This window comes from Kitasatospora aureofaciens (genome assembly GCF_001188955.3).
Taxonomy (GTDB): domain Bacteria; phylum Actinomycetota; class Actinomycetes; order Streptomycetales; family Streptomycetaceae; genus Kitasatospora; species Kitasatospora aureofaciens.
In genome coordinates, this window is sequence record NZ_JPRF03000016.1 from 160,884 (window position 1) to 181,379 (window position 20,496).

A 20,496-nucleotide genomic window follows, 5' to 3' on the forward strand; every position below is an offset into this window, starting at 1 on the left:
TCGGTCAGAGCACGGTAAGGAGGGCGGTGCGGGAGGTGATGCCGAGTTTGGGATAGGCCTTGTAGAGGTGGTGGGCGACGGTGCGGGGGCTGAGGAAGAGTTGGGCGGCGATGTCGCGGTTGGTGAGGCCCTGGGCGGCCAGGCGGGCGATCTGGAGTTCCTGAGGGGTGAGGGAGTTCAGGGGGGTGAGGGGGCCTGGGGGGGGGGTGCCGGTGGCGGAGAGTTCGGTGCGGGCGCGAGTGGACCAGGGGTGGGCGGCGAGGCGGTCGAAGGTTTCCAGGGCGGCGGTGAGGTGGGGGCGGGCGTCGGTGCGGCGGCGGGTGCGGCGGAGCCATTCGCCGTAGAGGAGGGCGGTGCGGGCGTGTTCGAAGGGGCGGTGGGCGGTGGCGTGGAGGTCGAGGGCGGCGAGGTAGGCGGGTTCGGCGAGTTCGTCGGGGCCGAGCAGGGCCTGGCAGCGCAGCCGTAGGGCTTCGGCCCAGGGGCGGTCGGCGGCGGCGGTCCAGCGGGCGAAGCGTTCGTAGGGTTCGGCGGCGCGGTCCGGGGTGCCGAGGCGGACGGCGGCCTCGACCAGGTCGGGGACGGCCCGGGTGGCGCTGACGTGGTGGCGGTGCGGGCCGGTGGTGAGGGCGTGGAGGCGGTCGGCGGCGCCGGCGGCCCGGCCCTGGCCGAGGTCGTGCAGGGCGAGTGCCCACTGGGCCCAGGGGTGGCCGGCGGCGGGGGCGGCGGTCTGCGGGCCGGTGGTGGCGAGGGAGGTGGCGGCCAGGTCGGTGCAGCGGTCGGTGCGGCCGTCGAGGGCGGCCAGATAGGCGAGCAGTGCGCTGAGTTGGCTGACCCACTGGTGCTGGCCGGTGTCCTGGGCGAGGGCGAGCGCCTCGGTGGCGGTGAGTTCGGCGTCGGCGTGGCGGCCGTGGAAGAGTTCGGCCTCGGCGAGGAAGAACTGCAGGGTGGGCATCACCCCGAGGGCGCCCTTGGCGCGGGCCTCGGCGACCAGTTCGCCGCCGAGGTCGACGGTCTCCTCGTCGCGGCCGAGGATGAGGGTGGCGCCGCAGAGTTGGACCAGGTCGGCGGGGCTCTCGGCGCCGGCCCGGCGGGCGGCTTCGACGGCCTCGCGGGCGGCCGGAAGCGCGGCGGCGGGCCGGCCGAGGGCGGGGAGCACCGCAGCGGGCAGGTAGCGGGCGAGCGGGGCGACGGGGTCGTCGGCGGCCAGGGGGAGGGCGGCGAGCCGGTCGAGCACGTCGGCCACCGGCTCCTCCCCCGCGTACCAGGCGGCGTGGAAGGCCTGGAACAGCATCCGGGCGGCGTGGGCGGGCTCGATCGCGGCGCCGCCCTCGGTGTCGTCCGCAGCGCCGTCCGCAGCGCCGTCCGCAGCGCCGTCCGCAGCGCCGCCCGCCGTACCGTCCGCGGTGGAGTGGTCGACGGCGAGAGCGGCGTCGAGCAGCAGCCGGTAGGCCGTCGGGTACGAGCCGCGCCAGAAGTGCGCGGTGGCCCGGACGTGGTCCAGCAGGGCGTGGGCGAAGGGGCTGTCGGTACGGGCGGCGGCCTCGTCGGCGAGGGCTTCGGCCCGGGTCAACTCGCCTTCCTCGGTGGCGGCTTCGGCGGCCAGGACGAGGCGGCGGGTGGCGCCGTCGCGGTCGGGGGTGAGCCGGGCGGCCCGTTCGTAGGCGGCCGCGCCGCCGTGGCCGCCGCGCCGCCCGGTGCGGACGGCGGTGCGCTCCAGCGCGTCGGCGAGGGCGGCGTCGGGGGCGGTGGCGGCGAGGGCGAGGTGCCAGGTGCGCCGGTCGCCCTCGGGCAGGGCCTCGGCGATGGTGCGGTGGACCGTCAGCCGCTGGTGGTGCGGGGCTCGCTGGAGGATGGCGGAGCGCAGCAGCGGGTGGCGGAAGGCGATCCGGCGGTCGGGGGCGACGGTGACCAGGCCGGTTTCCTCGGCGGGGGTGAGGTGTTCGGCACCGATGCCGAGCGCGGCCGCGGCGGGCAGCACGACGTCGAGTTCGCCGCTCTCCTCGGCGGCGGCGACCAGCAGCAGGGTCTGGGTGGCCGGGGGCAGGCCGGTGACCTGGCCGTGGAAGGCGATCAGCAGCCGGCTGGTGAGCGGCAGCCCGGCCGCGGTGTGGGCCTGCGGGCCGCTGGCGACGGGGAGTTCGGTGAGCGCGAGCGGGTTCCCGGCGGCTTCGGCGAGCAGTCGGTCGCGGACGGCGGCGGGCAGGTCGGGGCCGGCCCGCTCGGTCAGCACCCGGGTGGCGTCGGCGTCGGCGAGGGCCGCCACCCGCAGTTCGGGCAGGCCGAGTCGGCGATCGAACGGGGCGGCGCCGCCCTCGGTGCGGGCGGCGAGAAGCAGGGCGACGCCTTCGGCCTGGAGGCGGCGGGCGGCCAGCAGCAGGGCGTCCAGGGAGGCCTTGTCGAGCCACTGCACGTCGTCGATCACGCACAACAGGGGCCGCTCGGCGGCCAGTTCGGCGAGCAGCCCCAGGGTGGCGAGGCCGACCAGCAGCCGGTCGGCGGCCCCGGCGGCCGGTGCCGTTCCCGGCTCGGCCGAGCCGTCGCCGAGCCCGAACGCCGTCTCCAGGGCCCGCCGTTGCGGCCCGGGCAGCACGTCCAGCCGGTCCAGGCCGGACGCCAGCAGCAGGCTGAGCCCGGCGAAGGGCAGTTCGGCCTCGTACTCGACGCCCGCCGCCCGGATCACCCGGAACGCCTTCCCGGCCCGTTCGACGGCGTCGTCCAGCAGGGCGGTCTTGCCGATCCCCGCCTCGCCGCGGAGCAGCAGCGCCCCGCTGCGCCCGTCCCGGGCCTGCGCCAACAGGTCGTCGACGGCGGCCTGTTCGTGTTCCCTCCCGTACAGCATGCCCCGACCCTACCGAGCCGGCCGCCGGTACCCGGGAGCAATACCTACGTAGGCACGTACGGATACGTGACGGATTCGCCCGCGGCCGCCCGTCCCTACCTTTGTGAGCAGCGGGAACGACCCGCCGACGACGCGGGAACGACCCGCCAACCACTGACCGGAACACGGGAGATGACCATGACCGAGATCACCGCCGCCACCCTCCAGCAGCTCGCCGAGCGCTACCTCGCGGTGTGGAACGAGACCGACCCGGCGGCCCGCCGCAAGCTGATCGACGAGGTGTGGGCCGAGGACGGCCGCTACACCGACCCGCTGGCCGCCGTCGTCGGCCGGGACGCGATCGACGCGCTGATCGGCGCAGCCCAGGCCCAGTTCCCGGGGCTGGAGTTCACCCTCGGCCCGGTGGACGCACACCACGACATCGCCCGGTTCACCTGGAACCTCGGCCCGGCGGGCGCCGAGCCGGTGGTGATCGGCTTCGACGTGCTGGCGGCCACCCCGGAGGGCCGGATCGCCACCGTGCACGGCTTCCTGGACCGCGTGCCGGGCGCCTGAGCAACCCGGACACCCCACCACAGGGGCGCCGCACCCCCACGGCGGCGCCCCCACCCCGGAGGAGAGCCCCACATGAGCACCGCCCTGGACACCCCACCGCCGACCGGAGCGGCGGCCCCGACGGAGCAGGCACCCGGCCCGACGGGACAGTCGCCCGCCCCGACGGAGCAGGCACCCGCCCCCAGGGGCCTGCTGCCGGTCGTCCTGACCGCCACCTTCATGACCGCCCTCGACACCTTCGTCGTCAACGTCGCCGTCCCCTCCGTCCAGGCCGACCTGGGCGCCGGCCCGGCGGTCGTCCAGTGGGTGATGGCCGGGTTCGGCCTGGCGATCGCCGTCGGCCTGGTCACCGCCGGACGGCTCGGCGACCGGTACGGCCGCCGCCGGGTGTTCGCGCTCGGCCTGGCGCTGTTCACCCTCGCCTCGGCGGCCTGCGGCCTGGCCCCCACCGCCACCGCGCTGGTCGGCGGCCGGGTCGCCCAGGGTCTGGCGGCCGCACTGATGGGCCCGCAGGTGCTGGCGATCCTGCGGACCGCGTTCAGTGGCCCCGCGCAGGCCCGGGCCTTCGCCCGGTACGGACTGACCATGGGCATCGGCGCGGTGTTCGGCCAGCTGATCGGCGGGCTGCTGATCCGCGCGGACCTGCTGGGCCTCGGCTGGCGCAGCTGCTTCCTGATCAACCTGCCGATCGGCCTGGCCGCCCTGGCCGCCGTCCGCCGCTGCCTGCCGGAGTCGCGCGCCCCGCAGCGGCCGGGCCTGGACCCGGTCGGGGTGCTGCTGGTGTCCGTCGCGCTGACCGCCCTGGTGCTGCCGCTGATCCAGGGCCCCGGGCTCCACTGGCCGCTGTGGACGGTGCTCTGCCTCGCCACCGCCGCCGTCCTGCTCGCCGTCTTCGCCGTCCACCAGCACCGGGCCACGACCGCCCAGGGCACTCCCCTGGTCGACACCCGGCTGTTCCGCAGCGGCGCCTTCCGCACCGGGCTGCTCGCCCAACTCGCCTTCTGGCTCGGCCAGGCCTCCTTCTTCCTCGTCCTCGCGTTGCACCTGCAGCTGGGCCGCGGGCTGGACGCGCTGGGCTCCGGGCTGGTGTTCACCGCTATCGGCCTCGGCTACCTGCTCACCTCGAACGCCACCCACCTGGTCACCGCCCGCCTCGGGGAGCGCCGCACGATCACCGTCGGCGGGCTGCTGATGGCCGTGGGGCTGGGCCTGCTCGCCCTCGCCGCGTACGACGCGGGGGACGCGAGCGTCTGGTGGCTGGCGCCCGGGCTGTTCGTCGACGGCTTCGGCATGGGCCTGGTCATCGCCCCGGTGACCACCGTCTCCCTGGCGGCCGTCGAGCCCGGGCTGGCCGGCGCGGCGGCCGGGGTGGTGGCCACCGTGCAGCAGGTCGGTGGAGCCGTCGGGATCGCGCTGATCGGCCTGGTCTACTACGGCGCCGGTGACCCGGCCGCCGCCTTCGGCCGCAGCGTGACGGCGCTGGCGGTGCTGGAGCTGGTGCTGGTGGGACTGGTCGGGCTGCTGCCGCGCCGTTCGTGAACGCCGTGACAGCCGCGGGCGGGTGGGGGTGAACCCCACCCGCCCGTTCCGTTCCGTCCCCCCGATCGGGTTGGATGGTCGGATGAGCGAGGAGAAGAGCGCCCTGCCGGCGTGGGAGCAGCGGTTCCGGGCGGCGCGCGTGTCACTGCCCGACTGGGCCGAGGACGCCCCCGACCGGGCGCTGTACGTGTCCAACGCGACCGGCACCTACGAGGTCTACGCCTGGGACCGGGCCACCGGCACCCACCGACGGGTCACCGACCGCCCGAACGGCACCACCGACGCCGAGCTGTCCCCGGACGGCGACTGGGTCTGGTGGTTCGACGACCACGACGGCGACGAGTTCGGCATCTGGCGCCGCCAGCCCTTCGCGGGCGGCCCGGACGAGGAGGCCGTGCCCGGCCTCGCCCCCTCCTACTCGGCCGGACTGGCCCTCGGCCGCGACGGCACGGTGGTCGTCGGCCGGTCCACCGACGAGGACGGCACCACCCTGCACCTGCGCCGCCCGGGCGCGGCCGAGCCGGTCGAGATCTACCGGCACGAGGAGTACGGCGGCGTCGGCGACCTGAGCCACGACGCCACCCTGCTCGCCATCGACCACACCGAGCACGGCGACGCGATGCACTCCGCGATCCGGGTGCTCCGGCTCACCGGTGACGGGGTCGAGACCGTCGCCGAGCTGGACGAGGTGACCGGCCGGGACGAGCCGCGCGGCGTCGCCTGCCTGGGCTTCGCCCCGGTCGAGGGCGACACCCGGCTGCTGGTCGCCCACCAGCGCACCGGCCGCTGGGAGCCGATGATCTGGGACGTCGCCACCGGCGCCGAGACCGCCTTGCCGCTGCGCGACGAGCAGGGCCGCGAACTGCCCGGCGACGTCTCCGCGCAGTGGCGCCCGGGTGCCGCGGAGCTGCTGGTCGAGCACGAGTACGAGGCGCGCAGCGAGCTGTTCACCTACACGCTCGCGGACGGCCGGCTGACCAGGCTGGAGACCCCTCGCGGCACCGTCGGCGGCGCCACCGCCCGTCCGGACGGCACGGTGGAGTACCTGTGGTCCTCCGCCGCCGAGCCCTCCGCCGTCCGCTCCACCGCCGGGGCGGTCGTGCTGCGGGCGCCCGGCCCGGTGCCGCCCGGCTCCGTCCCGGTCGAGGACGTCTGGGTGGACGGGCCCGGCGGGCGGGTGCACGCCCTGGTGCAGCGTCCGCGCACGGCCGGCCCCGGCCCTTACCCCACCGTGTTCGAGATCCACGGCGGCCCCACCCACCACGACAGCGACTCCTTCACGGCCGGCCCGGCCGCCTGGCTGGACCACGGCTTCGCGGTGGTCCGGGTCAACTACCGCGGCTCGACGGGCTACGGCCAGGCCTGGACCGACGCGCTGCACGAGCGGGTCGGTCTGATCGAGCTGGAGGACATCGCGGCCGTCCGGGAGTGGGCGCTCTCCAGCGGCCTGGCCGACCCGCGGCGGCTGGTGCTCACCGGCGGCAGCTGGGGCGGCTACCTGACCCTGCTCGGCCTGGGCGTGCAGCCCGACAGCTGGTCGCTGGGCGTCGCCGCCGTGCCGGTCGCGGACTACCACACCGCGTACGCCGACGAAATGGAGGCGCTCAAGTCGCTGGACCGCACGCTCTTCGGCGGCACCCCGGAGGAGGTCCCGGAGCGCTTCACCGCCTCCTCGCCGCTGACCTACGTCGAGCAGGTGCGGGTGCCGGTGTACATCAGCGCCGGGGTCAACGACCCGCGCTGCCCGATCCGGCAGATCGACAACTACGTCGAGCGGCTGGAGCAGCTCGGCAAGACGCACGAGGTGTACCGGTTCGACGCCGGGCACGGCTCGCTGGTGGTGGAGGAGCGGATCAAGCAGCTGCGGCTGGAGATCGACTTCGTCCGGCGGCACCTCGGCGTTCCGGGCGGGAGCTCCGGAGGGGCCGGGTGAGACGCCTGCCTGCGTTCGCGGGGGCGGTGCTGGCCGGGGCGCTGGCGCTCAGTGGCTGCTCGGGCTCGCACGGCGACGAGGCGGACTGTCCGCCGCCGGTCGCTCCCCGGCCGGCGAGCCCGGCGGCGGCCACACCGACGGCCGCCGCCTCCACGGGTGCGGAGGAGGACACCGCCGAGCGCGGCGGGTCGCACGGGTCGAGCGGTTCGCACGGGTCCAGCGGTTCCAAGGGCTCGTCCGGCTCGAAGGGCTCGTCCGGCTCGAAGAGCGGCGGCACCGTCCACCACCACGTCGACCACCACGACTCGAACGACGTGGTCGGCGGCCACGGCCACTGCAGCGGTGGCTCCGCGCCGGTGAACGAGGACACCGGGGCGCCGTTCGGCGGCGGGGTGAACACGCCGGCCCCGTCGCAGTCCCCGACACCGACCGTGGTGCCGACGCCCGTCGCGCCCCCGGCCAAGCCACTGCCCAGTCCGACCGGCAAGCCGTCCAGATGAGCCGGTCGGTCGCGGCCGGTCGGTCGCGAGCCCGCCCATAGCCCGCCTGTCGCGAGCCCGCCTGTCGCGAGCCGGTCAGTCCAGGACCGGGTCCAGCCCCAGGGCCCGGTCCTGCTCGGCCTCCGCCTCCCGGCGCATCAGACGGAACCACATGAAGATCACGAAGCCCGCGAAGACGAACCACTCCAGGGTGTAGCCCAGGTTCTGGAACGCCCGCAGGGTGAGCCCGTCCCCGCCCTGCGGCTGCACGGTCGGGACCGCGGTCAGCCCGGCGGGCACCTGGTCGGCGGCCACCCAGCCGTCGTACCAGCCGTCGTACTCCAGCACGTTCAGCAGCGAGGCCCGGTTGATCATGCCGAGCTGCCCGGCGGGCAGGCCGCCCGCGACCGCGCCGTTGCTGCCGACCGACTCGTTGGCCTGCAGCCGCCCGGTGACGGTCACCTGCCCGGCGGGCGCGGCCTCGGCGGCGGAGGCGGAGCCGGACGGGGCACCGGGCGCCCAGCCCCGCACCACGGCGACGGCGTGTCCGTCGGCGGTGCGCAGGGGGGTGAGCACGTAGTAGCCCTGCTTGCCGTCCAGCACCCGGTTGGGAACGAGGAGTTGGTGCTCCGCGTCGAAGCTGCCGGTCACCGTGACGGGCTTGCCGACGGTCTCCGTGGTCACCTGCGGGGTGGCCTGGCCGAGCAGTGCGTCGATCGGCCGGGCATCACCCGAAGCTGTGAGGGACGCCTTGGTGTCCTGGTGGGTGGAGACGCGGTCCTCGAACCGGCCGAGCTGCCAGGAGCCCAGCCAGACGCACACCACCACGGCCGCCATCGCCAGGGCGGTGCCGCCCAGCCAGCGCGGAGTCAGGAGGAACCGGTACACACCCCCCACGGTAACCATTCCTCACACCTCTGCGGACCACAGGGTCCGTCGCCGCACGCCGGTCCGGCCCGGGCGGGCGCTCAGCCCGCCGCGGGGGCCCCGGTCGGCTGGGCCGCGGCGCCGCCGACCTGCTGCACGCCGCCCCGGTAGAGCGTCCCCCCGCAGCCGACCGGCAGCGAGGCCGTCGCGGCCTCCGGGCTGCCCGGCGCCGGGGTGTGGGCGATGGTGGCGGTGGCCTGCGCGGAGGTGGGGTTGCCGCTCGGGGTGGCCGTCGGGCTCGGCGCTGAGCTGGTGCCGGACGTGGGCGAAGGGGTCGGCAACCGGCGCGAAGGGGTCGGCAACCGGTGCGAACGGGGCGGCGGCCTCGTACACCCCGGGTTCCTCGCCCGCGGGCCCGGCGCCGTACGGCGAAGCGGGGGAGGGTGCGGCGCCCGGCTTGGGCGCCTTGCCCTGGGCGGGCACCGGACGGCCGTTGGGGCGGGGCGCGTCGGTGGCCGGGGTCGGGCGGGTGCCGTTCGGGGCGCCCTGCGGACGGGCCTCGGCGGCGCCGGGCACGGCCGGGGCCTCCGGCGCGCTCGGTGCGCCGGACGCCACCGTGGCCGGGGCGGGCTCGGCGGCGGGGGCCTTCTTCTGCCGCGGCCGGAACCAGGCGCCGGTGGACTCGGACTCCGAGGTGGCCGGCGGGATCGGCGGGATCTGCCACTCCGGCGGCAGGTTCGGCGGGGTGGCGGAGCGGCCGCCCTCCATCACGCCGAGGACGGGCGAGGCGGGCGCGGAGCGGTGCCGGGGGCCGCCCGGTTCGCCGGGGGGTGCCTGCTCGGCCGGTCCTTCGTCGCCCTTGGCAGTCTCGTTCTTGACGGTGCTGCGGACGACGACCGGCGGGATCGGGCGCGAGCCGGGGATGTTGATCCGGACCCGGGTGGTCAGGGTGGTCTCGGTCCTGGGACCGTCGTCCTCGCCGCCCGACCCGGCGTCGGTGCCGGCCGCGGCCCGGTCGCCGCCGGGGAGGCCCGGGGTGCCGTAGGGCGGCGTGCCCGACGGGTAGGCGTCCGGACCCGTGCGCCGGGGCGTCGGGTTGGCGTTGTCAGATTCGCGGCTGCTCAATGCTGCTCTGCTCCGGGTTCGCGGGCGGGCCGTGCGGCGCGACCGCGGTTCGTGGTCGCCGGGCCTGGGGCAAACGGCGGTCGGGTACGACGTACTGCGGGACCACCATACTGGGAAGAACTGAGCGGTGAACGGCTTCGGACAGATCCTGATACGTCCGGTTCCTCCGGTATGAGAGTACGGCGGAGTGGTCCTGACTGCGCGTTGTGCGCGCTACCGTACGCGGCTGCCCACCGGGGTCAGCGAGGGGGGTTGGGCACTCCGGGGAACCAGCTGCTCCGGGTGGGCAGGGTGGCGCAGATCACGCCCAGGATCGAGCCGACGAACAGCCAGGCCAGCGAGGTGGCGTTGGACCACAGCACGTTGTCGCCCTCCGGCCGGGGCACCATCAGCAGCACCATCGCGAGGAACCAGCCGGCGGCCGGCGCCGCGGCGCCCAGCCGGGTGCCGGTGACCCGCAGGCCCGCGTAGAAGGTCGCGGCGGTGGCGGCGAGCGCCAGCAGAACTCCCACGGGCGGCCACAGGGCCTGCACAAAGGATCCGCAGGCGGACACCACGACGCCCAGCAGGAAGAACAGGACATACGCCGCGATCCGGGCGAGGCGCGGGGGTTGGGGCTCGGCCAGCCGCTGGTCACGGGTGCCGAAGGCGGTCACCGCGATCGAACGGCGCTTCGGCTTGGCGGCGGACGCGGTCATCGGGTGTTCCCCTCGCTGGGAGTCGGGGCGGTGGTGTCGAGGCCCGCGAACAGGTCGCGTTCGGGCCGCCCAGGCCCGGCCTGGCCGTGCACCAGCTGGTAGTACTCGGTGGCGAACAGCGGCTGGCCGAGGTGGTTGGAGAGCGCGAACGAGGAGCCGTTCACGGTGATCTGGGTGGCGTGCGCGGCCATCGCGGCGGCCTTGCGCCCGGCGTGCGCCGTGCCGTCCAGCACGGTGGTGACCACCTCGTCGGCCACCACCCCCGGCACGTCGGCGGGTTGGGCGGTGCCCGGGAAGGCCGCCTCGGCGGCGGTCGCGGCGAGCCCGGCGTCGAGCACCGAGCGGGGCATCCGGTTCCAGTACACCTTGGCGATCCGCCAGGGCGCGCCCAGCTCCGGGCGGTGCGCCGGGTCGGCGGCCAGCTCGTACGCGCGCATCGCGACCCGGTGCGCCTGGATGTGGTCGGGGTGCCCGTAGCCGCCGTTCTCGTCGTACGTGACCAGCACCTGCGGCCGCACCTCGCGGACCACCGCGACCAGGTGGTCCGCCGCCTCGTCCACGTCGGCCTGCCAGAAGCAGCCGGGGGCGTCGTTGTCGGGCACGCCCATCATCCCGGAGTCGCGGTAGCGCCCCGGGCCGCCGAGGAAGCGGAAGTCGGTGACGCCGAGGGCGCGCATCGCCTCGGTCAGCTCGCCGATCCGGTGCGCGCCGAGGGTGTCGTCCCGATCGGCCGTCAGGTGGGCCAGCTCCGGCTGGATCACCTCGCCGCCCTCGCCGAGGGTGCAGGTCACCAGCGTCACCCGGGCGCCCTCGGCGGCGTACCGCGCCATGGTGGCGCCGTTGCCGATCGACTCGTCGTCGGGGTGGGCGTGCACCAGGAGGAGGCGGCGGCCGGTAGTCGCGGTCATGGGAGGAAGCCTAGGGCCTGCCGCGGAACTCGCCTCGTCCGCCCGCAGGCGGGAGTCCGGCGGTAGACCCTCGTCCACGCTCGCGGGGGGTTCAGAGCTTCAGACCGTTGATCATCCCGGCGAGGTTGCTGGTGACCTGGGTGATCGACGGGGCGATCGAGCTGGAGGCCAGGTAGAAGCCCAGCAGCGCGCAGACGATGGCGTGCGAGAGCTTGAGGCCGGCGCGGCGGACCATCACCACCACGATGACGAGCATCAGCACGGCTGCGGAGACGTTCATGGCCATGTCGGCGCATACCCCTTCTCGGGCGCCGCCCCTGGGGTGGGCGGCGGTGGGAGCGTACGGGAACCGGGGTCGGGTGACCGGGGCCCGGGACGGGGCCGACGATCACTCGCGCGACCAGTCATACCCGATGGGTAAGGGGAGCATTACATTCAGTGAGTCCACGCGTGCCGGGCACTCGGCCGTCCGAGGGGCGCACGGGCCGGTCGGAGGCGGTTTGGGGCCCTTTGGGGTGTACCTGGAGACGATGCTCCGAACGAGTGATCGTCAGTCACCCGGCAGTCGGAGTCAGCCGTCGTAGGGTCTGGTGCCATGACCTCCCACACCCCTGCGGACACCTTCCCCCGGCAGTACGCGCGGACCCTGCGCTACACGGTCGGCGCCCCCCGCTCCTTCTCCGTCGCACCGGACGGCTCGCGGGTCGTCTTCCTCCGCTCGCGCTCCGGCAGCGACCGGGCCAACCTGCTCTGGACCCTCGACACCGCCACCGGCGAGGAGCGGATCGCCGCCGACCCGGCCGTCCTGCTCGGCGGCGGCGAGGAGGACCTCTCCCCGGCCGAGAGGGCCCGCCGCGAGCGCAGCCGGGAGGGCTCGGCCGGCGTCGTCGGCTACGCCCTGGACGCGGAGGGCCGGCAGGCGGCCTTCGCGCTGTCCGGCCGGCTGTTCACCGCCGATCTGCTCACCGGCGACGCCCGCGAACTGCCCGCCCAGGGCCCGCTGCTGGACCCGCGGATCTCCCCGGACGGCGCCCACGTCGCCTACGCCAACACGGCAGGCGAGCTGCGGCTGACCCGTACCGACGGCACCGGCGACCGGACGCTCGCCGAGCCGGAGGGCCCCAACGTCACCTGGGGGCAGGCCGAGTTCATCGCCCAGGAGGAGATCGACCGCGACCGCGGCTTCTGGTGGTCCCCGGACGGCGAGCGGCTGCTGGTCGAGCGCGCCGACGACAGCCCCGTGCGCCGCTGGTGGATCGCCGACCCGGCCAACCCTGACCGCGAGCCCGCCGAGGTCGCCTACCCGGCCGCCGGTACCCCCAACGCCGAGGTCGGCCTCTGGCTGATCGACCTGCAGGGCGGGCGCACCCAGGTGTCCTGGGACCACGAGGCCTTCCCGTACCTGGCCCGGGTGCACTGGTCCAAGGGCGGTGTGCCGCTGCTGCTGGTCCAGTCCCGCGACCAGCGCGCCCAGCGGGTGCTCGGCCTGGACGTGGCCACCGGCGGCACCGAGGTGCTGCTCGAGGAGCGCGACGAGGCCTGGCTGGAGGCCTTCCCGGGCGTACCGGCCTGGACCCCGGACGGCAAGCTGGTGCGGATCTCCGACGAGGGAGGGGTGCGGGCACTGGTGGTCGGCGACCAGGCCGTCACCGGGGCCGACCTGCACCTCCGCTCGGTCGTCGCGGTCACCGAGCGGGAGGTGTTCTTCAGCGCCTCCGGCGGCGCCGGGGAGACCGACCCCGAGCCCGGCTGGATCGCCGTCGGCCGGATCAGCCACGACGGCAAGCAGCTGTCCTGGGAGTCCGCCAACGGCCGCCCGTTCACCTCCGTCACCAGCGCGGTGCACGCGGGCGGCATCACCGTCCGGGCCACCGCCGAGCCCGACCTGCCCGGCACCCTGGTGCAGGTCGCCCGTGACCTGCCGGAGGGCGTGGTGGTCGACGACGTCGCCACCGTCGCCTCGTACGCCGAGACCCCGGTCATCACCGCCCGCCCGGTGTTCCGCTTCGCCGGCGAGCGCCGCATCCCCTCCGCCGTCTTCCTGCCCACCGGCTACGACCGCGAGCGCGACGGCCTGCTGCCCGTCCTGATGGACCCGTACGGCGGCCCGCACGGCCAGCGCGTCGTCCAGGCGCACAACCCGCACCTCAACTCGCAGTGGTTCGCCGACCAGGGCTTCGCGGTGGTCGTCGCCGATGGGCGCGGCACCCCCGGGCGCGGGCCGGCCTGGGAGAAGTCCATCGCCTTCGACTTCGCCGGGGCCACCCTGGACGACCAGGTGGAGGCGCTGCGGGCGCTCGCCGAGGAGTTCCCGCTGGACCTCGGCCGGGTCGCCATCCGCGGCTGGTCGTACGGCGGCTACCTCTCGGCCCTCGCCGTGCTGCGCCGCCCCGACGTGTTCCACGCGGCGGTGGCCGGAGCGCCGGTGGCCGAGTGGGCGCTGTACGACACCCACTACACCGAGCGCTACCTGGGCCACCCGGCCGAGCGGCCCGAGGTGTACGAGGCCAACTCGCTGACCGGCTACGCGGCCGGGCTGGAGCGCCCGCTGATGATCATCCACGGCCTCGCGGACGACAACGTGGTGGCCGCCCACACCCTGCGGCTGTCCTCGGCCCTGCTGGCCGCCGGGCGCCCGCACACCGTGCTGCCGCTGTCCGGTGTCACCCACATGACCCCGCAGGAGGAGGTCGCGGAGAACCTGCTGCTGCTCCAGGTCGACTTCGTCAAGCGCTCGCTGGGGCTGTAAGGGCCCCCGACCGGCGCGAACGGCGGCCGGCACCCCCGAGCGGGGCGCCGGCCGCCGGCATGACATCCGTCATACCGAAGGCACGACGGCCGACACTGCCGCCGGCCCCCGCCCGCGCGGGACTCTGAGGTGGTGCGGACAGGACCGCACGCGACAACCGTCAGGGGAGAGGAGCCGGGCGATGGCTTCCGAGGTGGCCGCCTTCCGCGGCGTCGGCAAGAGCTACGGGCGGGTGCGCGCCGTGGACGGGCTGGACCTGGTGCTCCGGCCGGGCGAGACCGTCGCCCTGCTCGGCCCGAACGGCGCCGGGAAGTCCACCAGCCTGGACCTGCTGCTCGGCCTGCGCGAGCCCGACCAGGGCAGCGTCACGCTGTTCGGCGGCACCCCGCGGGCGGCGATCGCGGACGGGCGGGTCGGCGCGATGCTGCAGAGCGGCGGGCTGATGACCGACGTCAAGGTCCGCGAGCTGGTCGAGCTCGCCTGCAAGGTGCACCCGCGCGGTCGGTCGGTCACGGGGGTGCTGACCGACGCCGGGATCACCGAGATCGCCGAACGCCGGGTGGACAAGCTGTCCGGCGGCCAGGAGCAGCGGGTCCGCTTCGCCCTGGCGATCGCCGGCGACAGCGACCTGATCGTGCTGGACGAGCCCACCACCGGCATGGACGTCAGCGTCCGGCAGGGGTTCTGGGCGAGCATGCGCGCCCAGGCCGACGCCGGCCGCACGGTCCTGTTCGCCACCCACTACCTGGAGGAGGCCGACTCGATCGCCGACCGCGTCCTGGTGCTGCACCGGGGCCGGCTGATCGCCGACGGCAGCTCCGCGGAGATCAAGGCGCGAGCCGGGGCCCGCCGGATCGCCTTCGAGATCCATGACGTCGACCTCTCCTCGGCCGCCGTCCCGTTCGACGAGACCGTGCTGCGCGCCCTGCCGGGCGTGCAGTCGCTGGACGTCACCGCCCGCGTCCCGGGGGTGCGGACGGTGCGGATCCGGACCGCCGACGCCGACGCGGGCGTGGCCGGGATCTATCGGGCGGGCCTGTACCCGCGCGGCCTGGAGGTCACCGGGGTCGGTTTGGAGCAGGCCTTCCTGACCATCACCGGCGAGCTGGACAAGCAGGACCTGGCGGAGGAGAGCGCGCGATGACCACCCTGATCAAGCTGGAGATCCTGCGGACCCTCCGCAACCGGCGCTACCTGTTCTTCACCGTCGTCTACCCGGCGCTGATGTACGTCTTCTTCATCAACGCCTACGGCTCCGGCAACCAGGCCGGCGGACTGCCCGTGAAGACCTACTTCATGGTGTCGATGGCCACCTTCGGCGCGGTCGGCGCGGTGCTCTCCGGTAGCGCCCAGCGGATCTCGCTGGAGCGCAAGAGCGGCTGGGTGCGGCAGCTGCGGCTGACCGCGCTGCCCGGCCGGGCGTACACCGTCGGCAAGATCGCGTCGACGGCGGTGACCACGCTGCCGGCGATCCTGGTTGTCTTCGTGGTCGGTGCCACCCAGGGCGTCTCGCTGAGCGCGCCGCAGTGGATCGGGCTGGCGGCCGCGCTGTGGCTGGGCAGTTTCGTCTTCGCCGCGCTCGGAGTGGCGCTCGGCTACGCGGCGGCGCCGGACGCGGTGCAGCCGATCGTGATGATCACGTACATGGCGATGGCGCTGCTCGGCGGCACCTGGTTCCCGGTGAGCGGCTCGCTGGAGAAGTTCGCCCGGTTCAACCCGGTGTTCCTGTACAACAAGCTGGCCACCTTCACCCAGCCCGGGCACTCCCTGGACCTGGTCGCGGTCGCCGGGCTGGCCGCCTTCTTCGCGGTGTTCACCGCCGCCGCCGCAGCGCTGTACCGGCGCGACACCCGCCGGGCATGATGATCCACATGAGTGACGCGCGCCGGACCCACCGCACCGACGAGCAGCCGGAGGCGGGTGCGGCGCGCGCGTCGTTCATGAACTCCCCCGGCTCCCCGGTGGAGACCAGGCGGCAGCTGCTGGTCAAGGTCGCCTGGATGCTGCTGTGGATGACCTACCTGGCCTACCCCGCGGGCGACCTGATCAACGGCGGCCACAGCCTGGTCGGCCAGGTGCTCGGCTGGGGCTGCCTGGCGGTCTTCGTGGTCTCCTACGTCCTGCTGGTGATCTTCCGCTCGCAGGCGGGGATGAAGCCGCGGGCCTGCCGGGTGATCGTCGGGACGATGATCGTGCTCGCGGTGGTGTCCTCGTTCGCGCTCGGCGGCGCCTTCCTGACCATGTTCATCTACGCCTCGGTGTGCCTGGCGGTCATCAGCCCGCCGAAGCACGCGTTGCGCGCGCTGGTCGTCATGGCCGCGCTGACCGCCGCGACCGGCCTGCTGGTCCACGCCGGGAACGACAACATCTCCACCTTCGCGCTCAGCGCCTTCCTCTCCGGCGTCGCGATGACCGGCCTGCAGCGGCTGGTCGAGACCATGAAGGAACTGCGCGAGGCCCGGGCCGCGGTGGCCCACCTGGCCGCCTCCGAGGAGCGGCTGCGGCTCGCCCGCGACCTGCACGACCTGCTCGGGCACTCGCTCTCGCTGATCACCCTGAAGAGCGAGCTGGCCGGGCGGTTCATGGACGCCGGCAAGGACGAGGCGGCGCGGGCCCAGGTCGCCGACATCGAGCAGGTCGCCCGGCAGTCGCTGATCGACGTGCGGGAGGCCGTGACCGGCTTCCGCCGCCCCACCCTGCCGGTCGAACTCGCCGCCGCCCGGACCGCCCTGTCCGCCGCGCAGGTCCGGCTGGAGGCCGCGCCGGAGCTGGTGGACGCCTGGCCGTCGCTGGCCAACGAGGAGGCGGGCGCACTGGCCTGGGCGCTGCGCGAGGCCGTCACCAACATCGTCCGGCACGGCGAGGGTGCCACCGTCTGCACGGTGACGGCGGACGAGACATGGGAGGGCAGCGGCGAGCGCTACGCCGTCCTGGAGATCACCGACAACGGGCGCGGACCGGGCAAGTCCCAGCCGGGCAACGGCCTCTCGGGCCTGGACGAGCGCCTCGCCCTGGTCGGCGGACGCCTGGAGACCGGCCCGGGCGAGCGCGGCAAGGGCTTCCGCCTGCGGGCCTGCGTACCGCTGCGCACGGTGTCGGCCCCGTCCGAGCCGCCCAAGGTGGTCTCCTAGCCGTCCGGCCCCTCAACTGCCTTCCAGGCCACGGTGGTACCGGACGGCCGGGCGGCCGTCCAGCAGGAACTCGGCGATGACGGCGAACCCGTTGTGGGCGAGGACAGCCATCGAGGCGGGGTTGTCGAGCGTGGTGACGGCGGTCAGGGAGCGCAGACCGTAGCTGTGGGCGGCGAGCCGGCGGACCTGGGCGACGGCCGCCTTGGCGACGCCCCGCCCGGCTGCGGACTCGGCGATCCGGTAGCCGAGTTCGGCGCTGCCGTCCACGAGGTCCATCAGGTTGATGCGACCGACGAGGGTTCCGGTCGGATCGAGGACCACGTGGAACCGGCAGACGCCCGCGGCCTGTTCGGCGAGCAGCGCGGCGTGGCGCTCGGCGAACCCGGCGAAGTAGGCGTCGCCGCGGTCGGGCACGGTACGGGCGAACCAGGCCCGGTTGGCCAGTTCGAAGGCGAACACGGCGTCGGCGTGGTCGGGGCGCAGCGGCTCCAGGGTCAGCATCCGGCCAGTCTCGCGCCCACCGACTCGGTGCACCATCCAATTCCGCCCCCGGGCCGACCGCCCGGCCCCTGGCGGAGGGTCAGGCCCGGCCCCCTCTAAGGTCGTGGCCATGGGTAACGCAGAGAACAGTCCCTCGATCCGCGTGCTGCTCGCCGAGGACCAGGGGATGGTCCGGGAGGCGCTGGCGGCGTTGCTCGGGCTGGAGGGGGACATCGACGTCGTCGCGCAGGTGGGTCGCGGGGACGAGGTGGTGGCGGCGGTGCTGGCGAACGACGTGCAGGTCGCCGTGCTGGACATCGAGATGCCGGGCATGACGGGCATCGAGGCGGCCGCCGAGCTGCACCGGCAGGCGCCCGGGACGAAGGTGGTGATCGCGACGACCTTCGGACGTCCCGGCTACCTGCGCCGGGCGATGGAGTCCGGGGCGGACGCCTTCCTGGTGAAGGACGCGCCCGCCTCCGAGCTGGCCGAGGCGATCCGCCGGGTGCTGCGCGGGGAGCGGGTGATCGACCCGGCGCTGGCGGCGGCCGCGCTGGCCGAGGGCGCCAACCCGCTGACGGCGCGCGAGCGGGACGTGCTGGGCGCGGCCGCGGACGGCGCGGTGAACGCGGACATCGCCAGGCGGCTGCACCTGTCGGAGGGGACGGTCCGCAACTACCTCTCGATGGCGATCCAGAAGACCGAGGCGCGCAACCGCACCGAGGCGGTCCGGATCGCCCGCGAGAAGGGCTGGCTCTAGCGGCTAGTTGAGCCGGTGGCGGGCCGCCCGGGCCTCCTGGCGGACCTTGGCGGCGGTGTCCGGGTCGAAGGCGTCCAGGATCTGGGCGTAGGAGTCCATCTCCGCCGAGCCGCGGAGGAAGTCGCCCATCCGCACCAGGAGTTCGGCCCGTTCCAGCCGGAGCTGGGCCGGGTGGCGGGGGAGCAGCAGGGCGAGTTCGGTGGCCCACAGCTGGGTGCGGGCGTGCTCGGGCCGGTCGGAGGCCCAGACCCGGATGTTGCCGAGCACCCGCAGCACGATGTCCAGTGGCTGTGCCGGGGTGAGCAGGGCGGGGGCGAAGTCGTGCCCGGCGGCGGCGACCAGGCGTTCGGCGTCGGCCGGGTCGAGCAGCCGTCCGCCGTGGAAGGGGTCGGCGAGGACGTACTCCTCGCCGCCGGCCGGTCCGCCGACCGCGACGATGAAGTGCCCGGGCAGCGCGATGCCGTGGACGGTGAGCCCGGCGCGCCGCCCGACCTCCATCCACACCAGGGAGAGCGTGATCGGCAGTCCGCGCCGCCGTCTCAGCACGTCGGGCAGCAGCGAGGACTCCAGCCGGCGGTAGTCGGACTGGCGTCCGTGGAACCGCTCCCGCCCGCCGAGCACGGCGGCGAGCAGGGCGGCGGTCTCCTCCGGTCCGGCGGGCGAGCGTTCGGCGACGGCGGCCCGGACGGCCGCCGCGTGCCGGTCGAAGGCGGCCTCGCAGGCGGCCAGCAGGGTGTCCACGCCGGGCGGTTCGCCCGGATCGCCCGGGTCGAGCGCGGGGTCGTGCTCGGCGGCGGCGAGTAGGCAGAGCAGCACCGGGTCGGGCTGCTCGGCGCGGGCGGCGGTCCGGAAGCGGTCTCTGCTCTGCTCGGTCACGGTGACGGCGGCGGCCTTCGTACGACGGGCGGACAAGCGGACATACCAGGGCGGAACGGTCGGGCGGCTACTCCTGGGGAAGAAGCGCGTAGTGGTAAGTGTGACTGGTCGTGAAGCCGAGTCCGTCATAGAGCGCGATCGCACCGCCGTTCTCCGCCTCGACCTGCAGGTACGCGCCGCTCGCCCCCTCCTCCGCCGCGCGGGCGGCGAGCACCGCCATGACCGCCGTCGCCAGTCCGGCCCGCCGGGCGTACGGCTGCACCTCGACCGCGCCGAAGCAGGCCCACGGGCCGTCGACGACGCAGCGCCCGATCGCCAGCGGAGGCTGCCCCTCGGCGCCGGGGACGGTGGCGAACCAGACCGAGGGGCCGCCGTGCAGGACCTGCCGGGCGGCCTCCTCCACGCCCGGGTCCGCGCTCACCCGGCGGTAGAGCGACATCCAGCCGGCGTCCGCCGTCCGGGAGAGCCGCACCCTCTCGTGCCCTGCGCCGGACCGGGCGACCGCGGCCAGCGGCGCGGTGAGCACCAGGGTGGGCGCGTAGCCGGCGCCCAGCCGGTCGAGTTCGGCGCGCAGGTCCTCGGGCGATCCGGGGGAGATCACCTCGACGTACGCGGGCAGTGCCCGCTCCGCGTACCAGGCCCGCACGGCGGCCAGGGCCTGGGGCAGCGGCAGTCCCGGGTCGCCGAGCGCCTGGACGGAGTTGGCCCGCCGGGTGAATCCGGCCGCGGCGCGCAGTGTCCACTCGCCGAGCCGTTCCTGTTCGACGGCCGGCCAGCCGCGCCCGGCGATCCGCTGCAGTTCGACCGCGGTGGCGGTGGGCAGCGGCGCCCGCCGGGCCGGGAACGGCGGCACGACCTTGCCCGCGACCAGCAGTTTCTCCGGGAAGGCGACCGGCCCGCCCGCGCGCGGCTCGACCACCAGTCCGTGATCGTCCCATGATGTGAGAACGCCGATCGCATCGCGGAACACCGGGCGGTCGTCCACGAACTCCGAGAGGCGTCGCACGGACACGCGAAGTCCCACGTCAGAGCGATCTATCCGGACTTCTGGACGGCTCTCCAGCGAGTCTCGGGTCATGATCCGGCCACCTCCTGTGCATTTGCGGTCCCCGACCCGCGATACTAGGGGCGGGCATCGACGACGCCGCGCTCACCGCGCACGCGAGCAGAACAGAACGGGCCGCCAGGCCCTTCCGAGGAGGAACGACAGCGTGACCTACGTCATCGCGCAGCCTTGTGTCGACGTGAAGGACAAGGCGTGCATCGAAGAGTGCCCGGTTGACTGCATCTACGAGGGCCAGCGTTCCCTCTACATCCACCCGGATGAGTGTGTCGACTGTGGCGCTTGCGAGCCGGTCTGCCCGGTCGAGGCGATCTTCTACGAGGACGACACTCCGGAGGAGTGGAAGGACTACTACAAGGCGAACGTCGAGTTCTTCGACGACCTGGGTTCGCCCGGTGGCGCCTCGAAGCTCGGCCTGATCGAGCGGGACCACCCGTTCATCGCGGCCCTGCCGCCGCAGAACGCCGACCACTGACGATCGGTGGCTACTGAGC

At 74.8% G+C, this 20,496-nt stretch carries 19 protein-coding genes; 10 read left to right on the forward strand and 9 right to left on the reverse strand.

From position 1 onward, the window contains the following. Positions 1-4 precede the first annotated feature (4 nt). Positions 5-2,839 (reverse strand): helix-turn-helix transcriptional regulator, encoded by a 2,835-nt coding sequence (locus HS99_RS47710; RefSeq protein WP_063737818.1) that lies wholly within the window; start codon positions 2,837-2,839, stop codon positions 5-7. 177 nt (positions 2,840-3,016) lie between these two features. Between HS99_RS47710 and HS99_RS09665 the strand changes: the two genes are divergently transcribed. The 4 genes from HS99_RS09665 (at position 3,017) to HS99_RS09680 (ending at position 7,366) form a co-directional block, all read left to right on the forward strand. Further along, entirely contained in the window at positions 3,017-3,394 is a 378-nt protein-coding gene (locus HS99_RS09665; protein ID WP_030288179.1) for a nuclear transport factor 2 family protein, read from the forward strand. Between the two features lie 72 nt (positions 3,395-3,466). Next, positions 3,467-4,933: an MFS transporter gene (locus HS99_RS09670; protein WP_078867535.1), complete on the forward strand. Its 1,467-nt coding sequence runs from the start codon at positions 3,467-3,469 to the stop codon at positions 4,931-4,933. Positions 4,934-5,015: 82 nt separating this feature from the next. Beyond that, positions 5,016-6,866: a S9 family peptidase gene (locus HS99_RS09675; protein ID WP_030551925.1), complete on the forward strand. Its 1,851-nt coding sequence runs from the start codon at positions 5,016-5,018 to the stop codon at positions 6,864-6,866. Next, positions 6,863-7,366: a hypothetical protein gene (locus HS99_RS09680; RefSeq protein WP_030551927.1), complete on the forward strand. Its 504-nt coding sequence runs from the start codon at positions 6,863-6,865 to the stop codon at positions 7,364-7,366. Before HS99_RS09675 ends, HS99_RS09680 begins: the two co-directional genes overlap by 4 nt. Positions 7,367-7,441: 75 nt before the next feature. On the opposite strand, the gene HS99_RS09685 is transcribed toward HS99_RS09680, so the two are convergent. From HS99_RS09685 to HS99_RS09705, 5 genes are all read right to left on the reverse strand, one after another. Further along, positions 7,442-8,233 (reverse strand): SURF1 family protein, encoded by a 792-nt coding sequence (locus HS99_RS09685; RefSeq protein ID WP_030288187.1) that lies wholly within the window; start codon positions 8,231-8,233, stop codon positions 7,442-7,444. Positions 8,234-8,254: 21 nt separating this feature from the next. Then, the gene (locus HS99_RS09690) at positions 8,255-9,337 is read right to left on the reverse strand and encodes a hypothetical protein (RefSeq protein ID WP_063737819.1); all 1,083 of its coding nucleotides are present in this window, start codon (positions 9,335-9,337) and stop codon (positions 8,255-8,257) included. Positions 9,338-9,576: 239 nt separating this feature from the next. Then, positions 9,577-10,035, reverse strand: coding sequence for a DUF6113 family protein (locus HS99_RS09695; protein ID WP_223885982.1), 459 nt, complete (start codon positions 10,033-10,035; stop codon positions 9,577-9,579). Beyond that, on the reverse strand, positions 10,032-10,943 hold the full coding sequence (gene mshB / locus HS99_RS09700) for an N-acetyl-1-D-myo-inositol-2-amino-2-deoxy-alpha-D-glucopyranoside deacetylase (RefSeq protein WP_030287381.1): 912 nt from the start codon (positions 10,941-10,943) through the stop codon (positions 10,032-10,034). The genes HS99_RS09695 and mshB overlap by 4 nt, the downstream gene beginning before the upstream one ends. A gap of 91 nt (positions 10,944-11,034) precedes the next feature. Next, positions 11,035-11,229, reverse strand: a complete 195-nt coding sequence (locus HS99_RS09705) for a DUF2304 family protein (RefSeq protein ID WP_030287384.1) — start codon at positions 11,227-11,229, stop codon at positions 11,035-11,037. Between the two features lie 309 nt (positions 11,230-11,538). Between HS99_RS09705 and HS99_RS09710 the strand changes: the two genes are divergently transcribed. The 4 genes from HS99_RS09710 (at position 11,539) to HS99_RS09725 (ending at position 16,823) form a co-directional block, all read left to right on the forward strand. Then, on the forward strand, positions 11,539-13,692 hold the full coding sequence (locus HS99_RS09710; RefSeq protein ID WP_030554372.1) for a S9 family peptidase: 2,154 nt from the start codon (positions 11,539-11,541) through the stop codon (positions 13,690-13,692). A 181-nt stretch (positions 13,693-13,873) separates the two neighbouring features. Continuing rightward, positions 13,874-14,836, forward strand: coding sequence for an ABC transporter ATP-binding protein (locus tag HS99_RS09715; protein WP_030554374.1), 963 nt, complete (start codon positions 13,874-13,876; stop codon positions 14,834-14,836). Continuing rightward, entirely contained in the window at positions 14,833-15,555 is a 723-nt protein-coding gene (locus tag HS99_RS09720; protein ID WP_030287390.1) for an ABC transporter permease, read from the forward strand. Before HS99_RS09715 ends, HS99_RS09720 begins: the two co-directional genes overlap by 4 nt. 8 nt (positions 15,556-15,563) lie before the next feature. Next, positions 15,564-16,823, forward strand: a complete 1,260-nt coding sequence (locus tag HS99_RS09725; RefSeq protein WP_107048801.1) for a sensor histidine kinase — start codon at positions 15,564-15,566, stop codon at positions 16,821-16,823. A gap of 12 nt (positions 16,824-16,835) precedes the next feature. Here the strand turns inward: HS99_RS09725 and HS99_RS09730 are convergent, their stop codons facing one another. Beyond that, positions 16,836-17,324, reverse strand: a complete 489-nt coding sequence (locus tag HS99_RS09730) for a GNAT family N-acetyltransferase (RefSeq protein WP_030287394.1) — start codon at positions 17,322-17,324, stop codon at positions 16,836-16,838. A gap of 109 nt (positions 17,325-17,433) precedes the next feature. Here HS99_RS09730 and HS99_RS09735 point away from each other — a divergent pair, with 109 nt between their 5' ends. After that, positions 17,434-18,063 (forward strand): response regulator transcription factor, encoded by a 630-nt coding sequence (locus HS99_RS09735; RefSeq protein WP_030287396.1) that lies wholly within the window; start codon positions 17,434-17,436, stop codon positions 18,061-18,063. Positions 18,064-18,066: 3 nt separating this feature from the next. On the opposite strand, the gene HS99_RS09740 is transcribed toward HS99_RS09735, so the two are convergent. Then, positions 18,067-18,975: a transglutaminase family protein gene (locus HS99_RS09740; RefSeq protein ID WP_370863231.1), complete on the reverse strand. Its 909-nt coding sequence runs from the start codon at positions 18,973-18,975 to the stop codon at positions 18,067-18,069. A 31-nt stretch (positions 18,976-19,006) separates the two neighbouring features. Beyond that, positions 19,007-20,017 carry a GNAT family N-acetyltransferase gene (locus HS99_RS09745; protein ID WP_030554376.1) on the reverse strand — a complete coding sequence of 337 codons (1,011 nt, stop codon included), beginning with the start codon at positions 20,015-20,017 and terminating at the stop codon, positions 19,007-19,009. 133 nt (positions 20,018-20,150) lie between these two features. Between HS99_RS09745 and fdxA the strand changes: the two genes are divergently transcribed. Next, complete coding sequence (fdxA, locus tag HS99_RS09750) at positions 20,151-20,477, forward strand: ferredoxin (RefSeq protein WP_030287402.1); 327 nt, start codon at positions 20,151-20,153, stop codon at positions 20,475-20,477. Positions 20,478-20,496 lie beyond the last annotated feature (19 nt).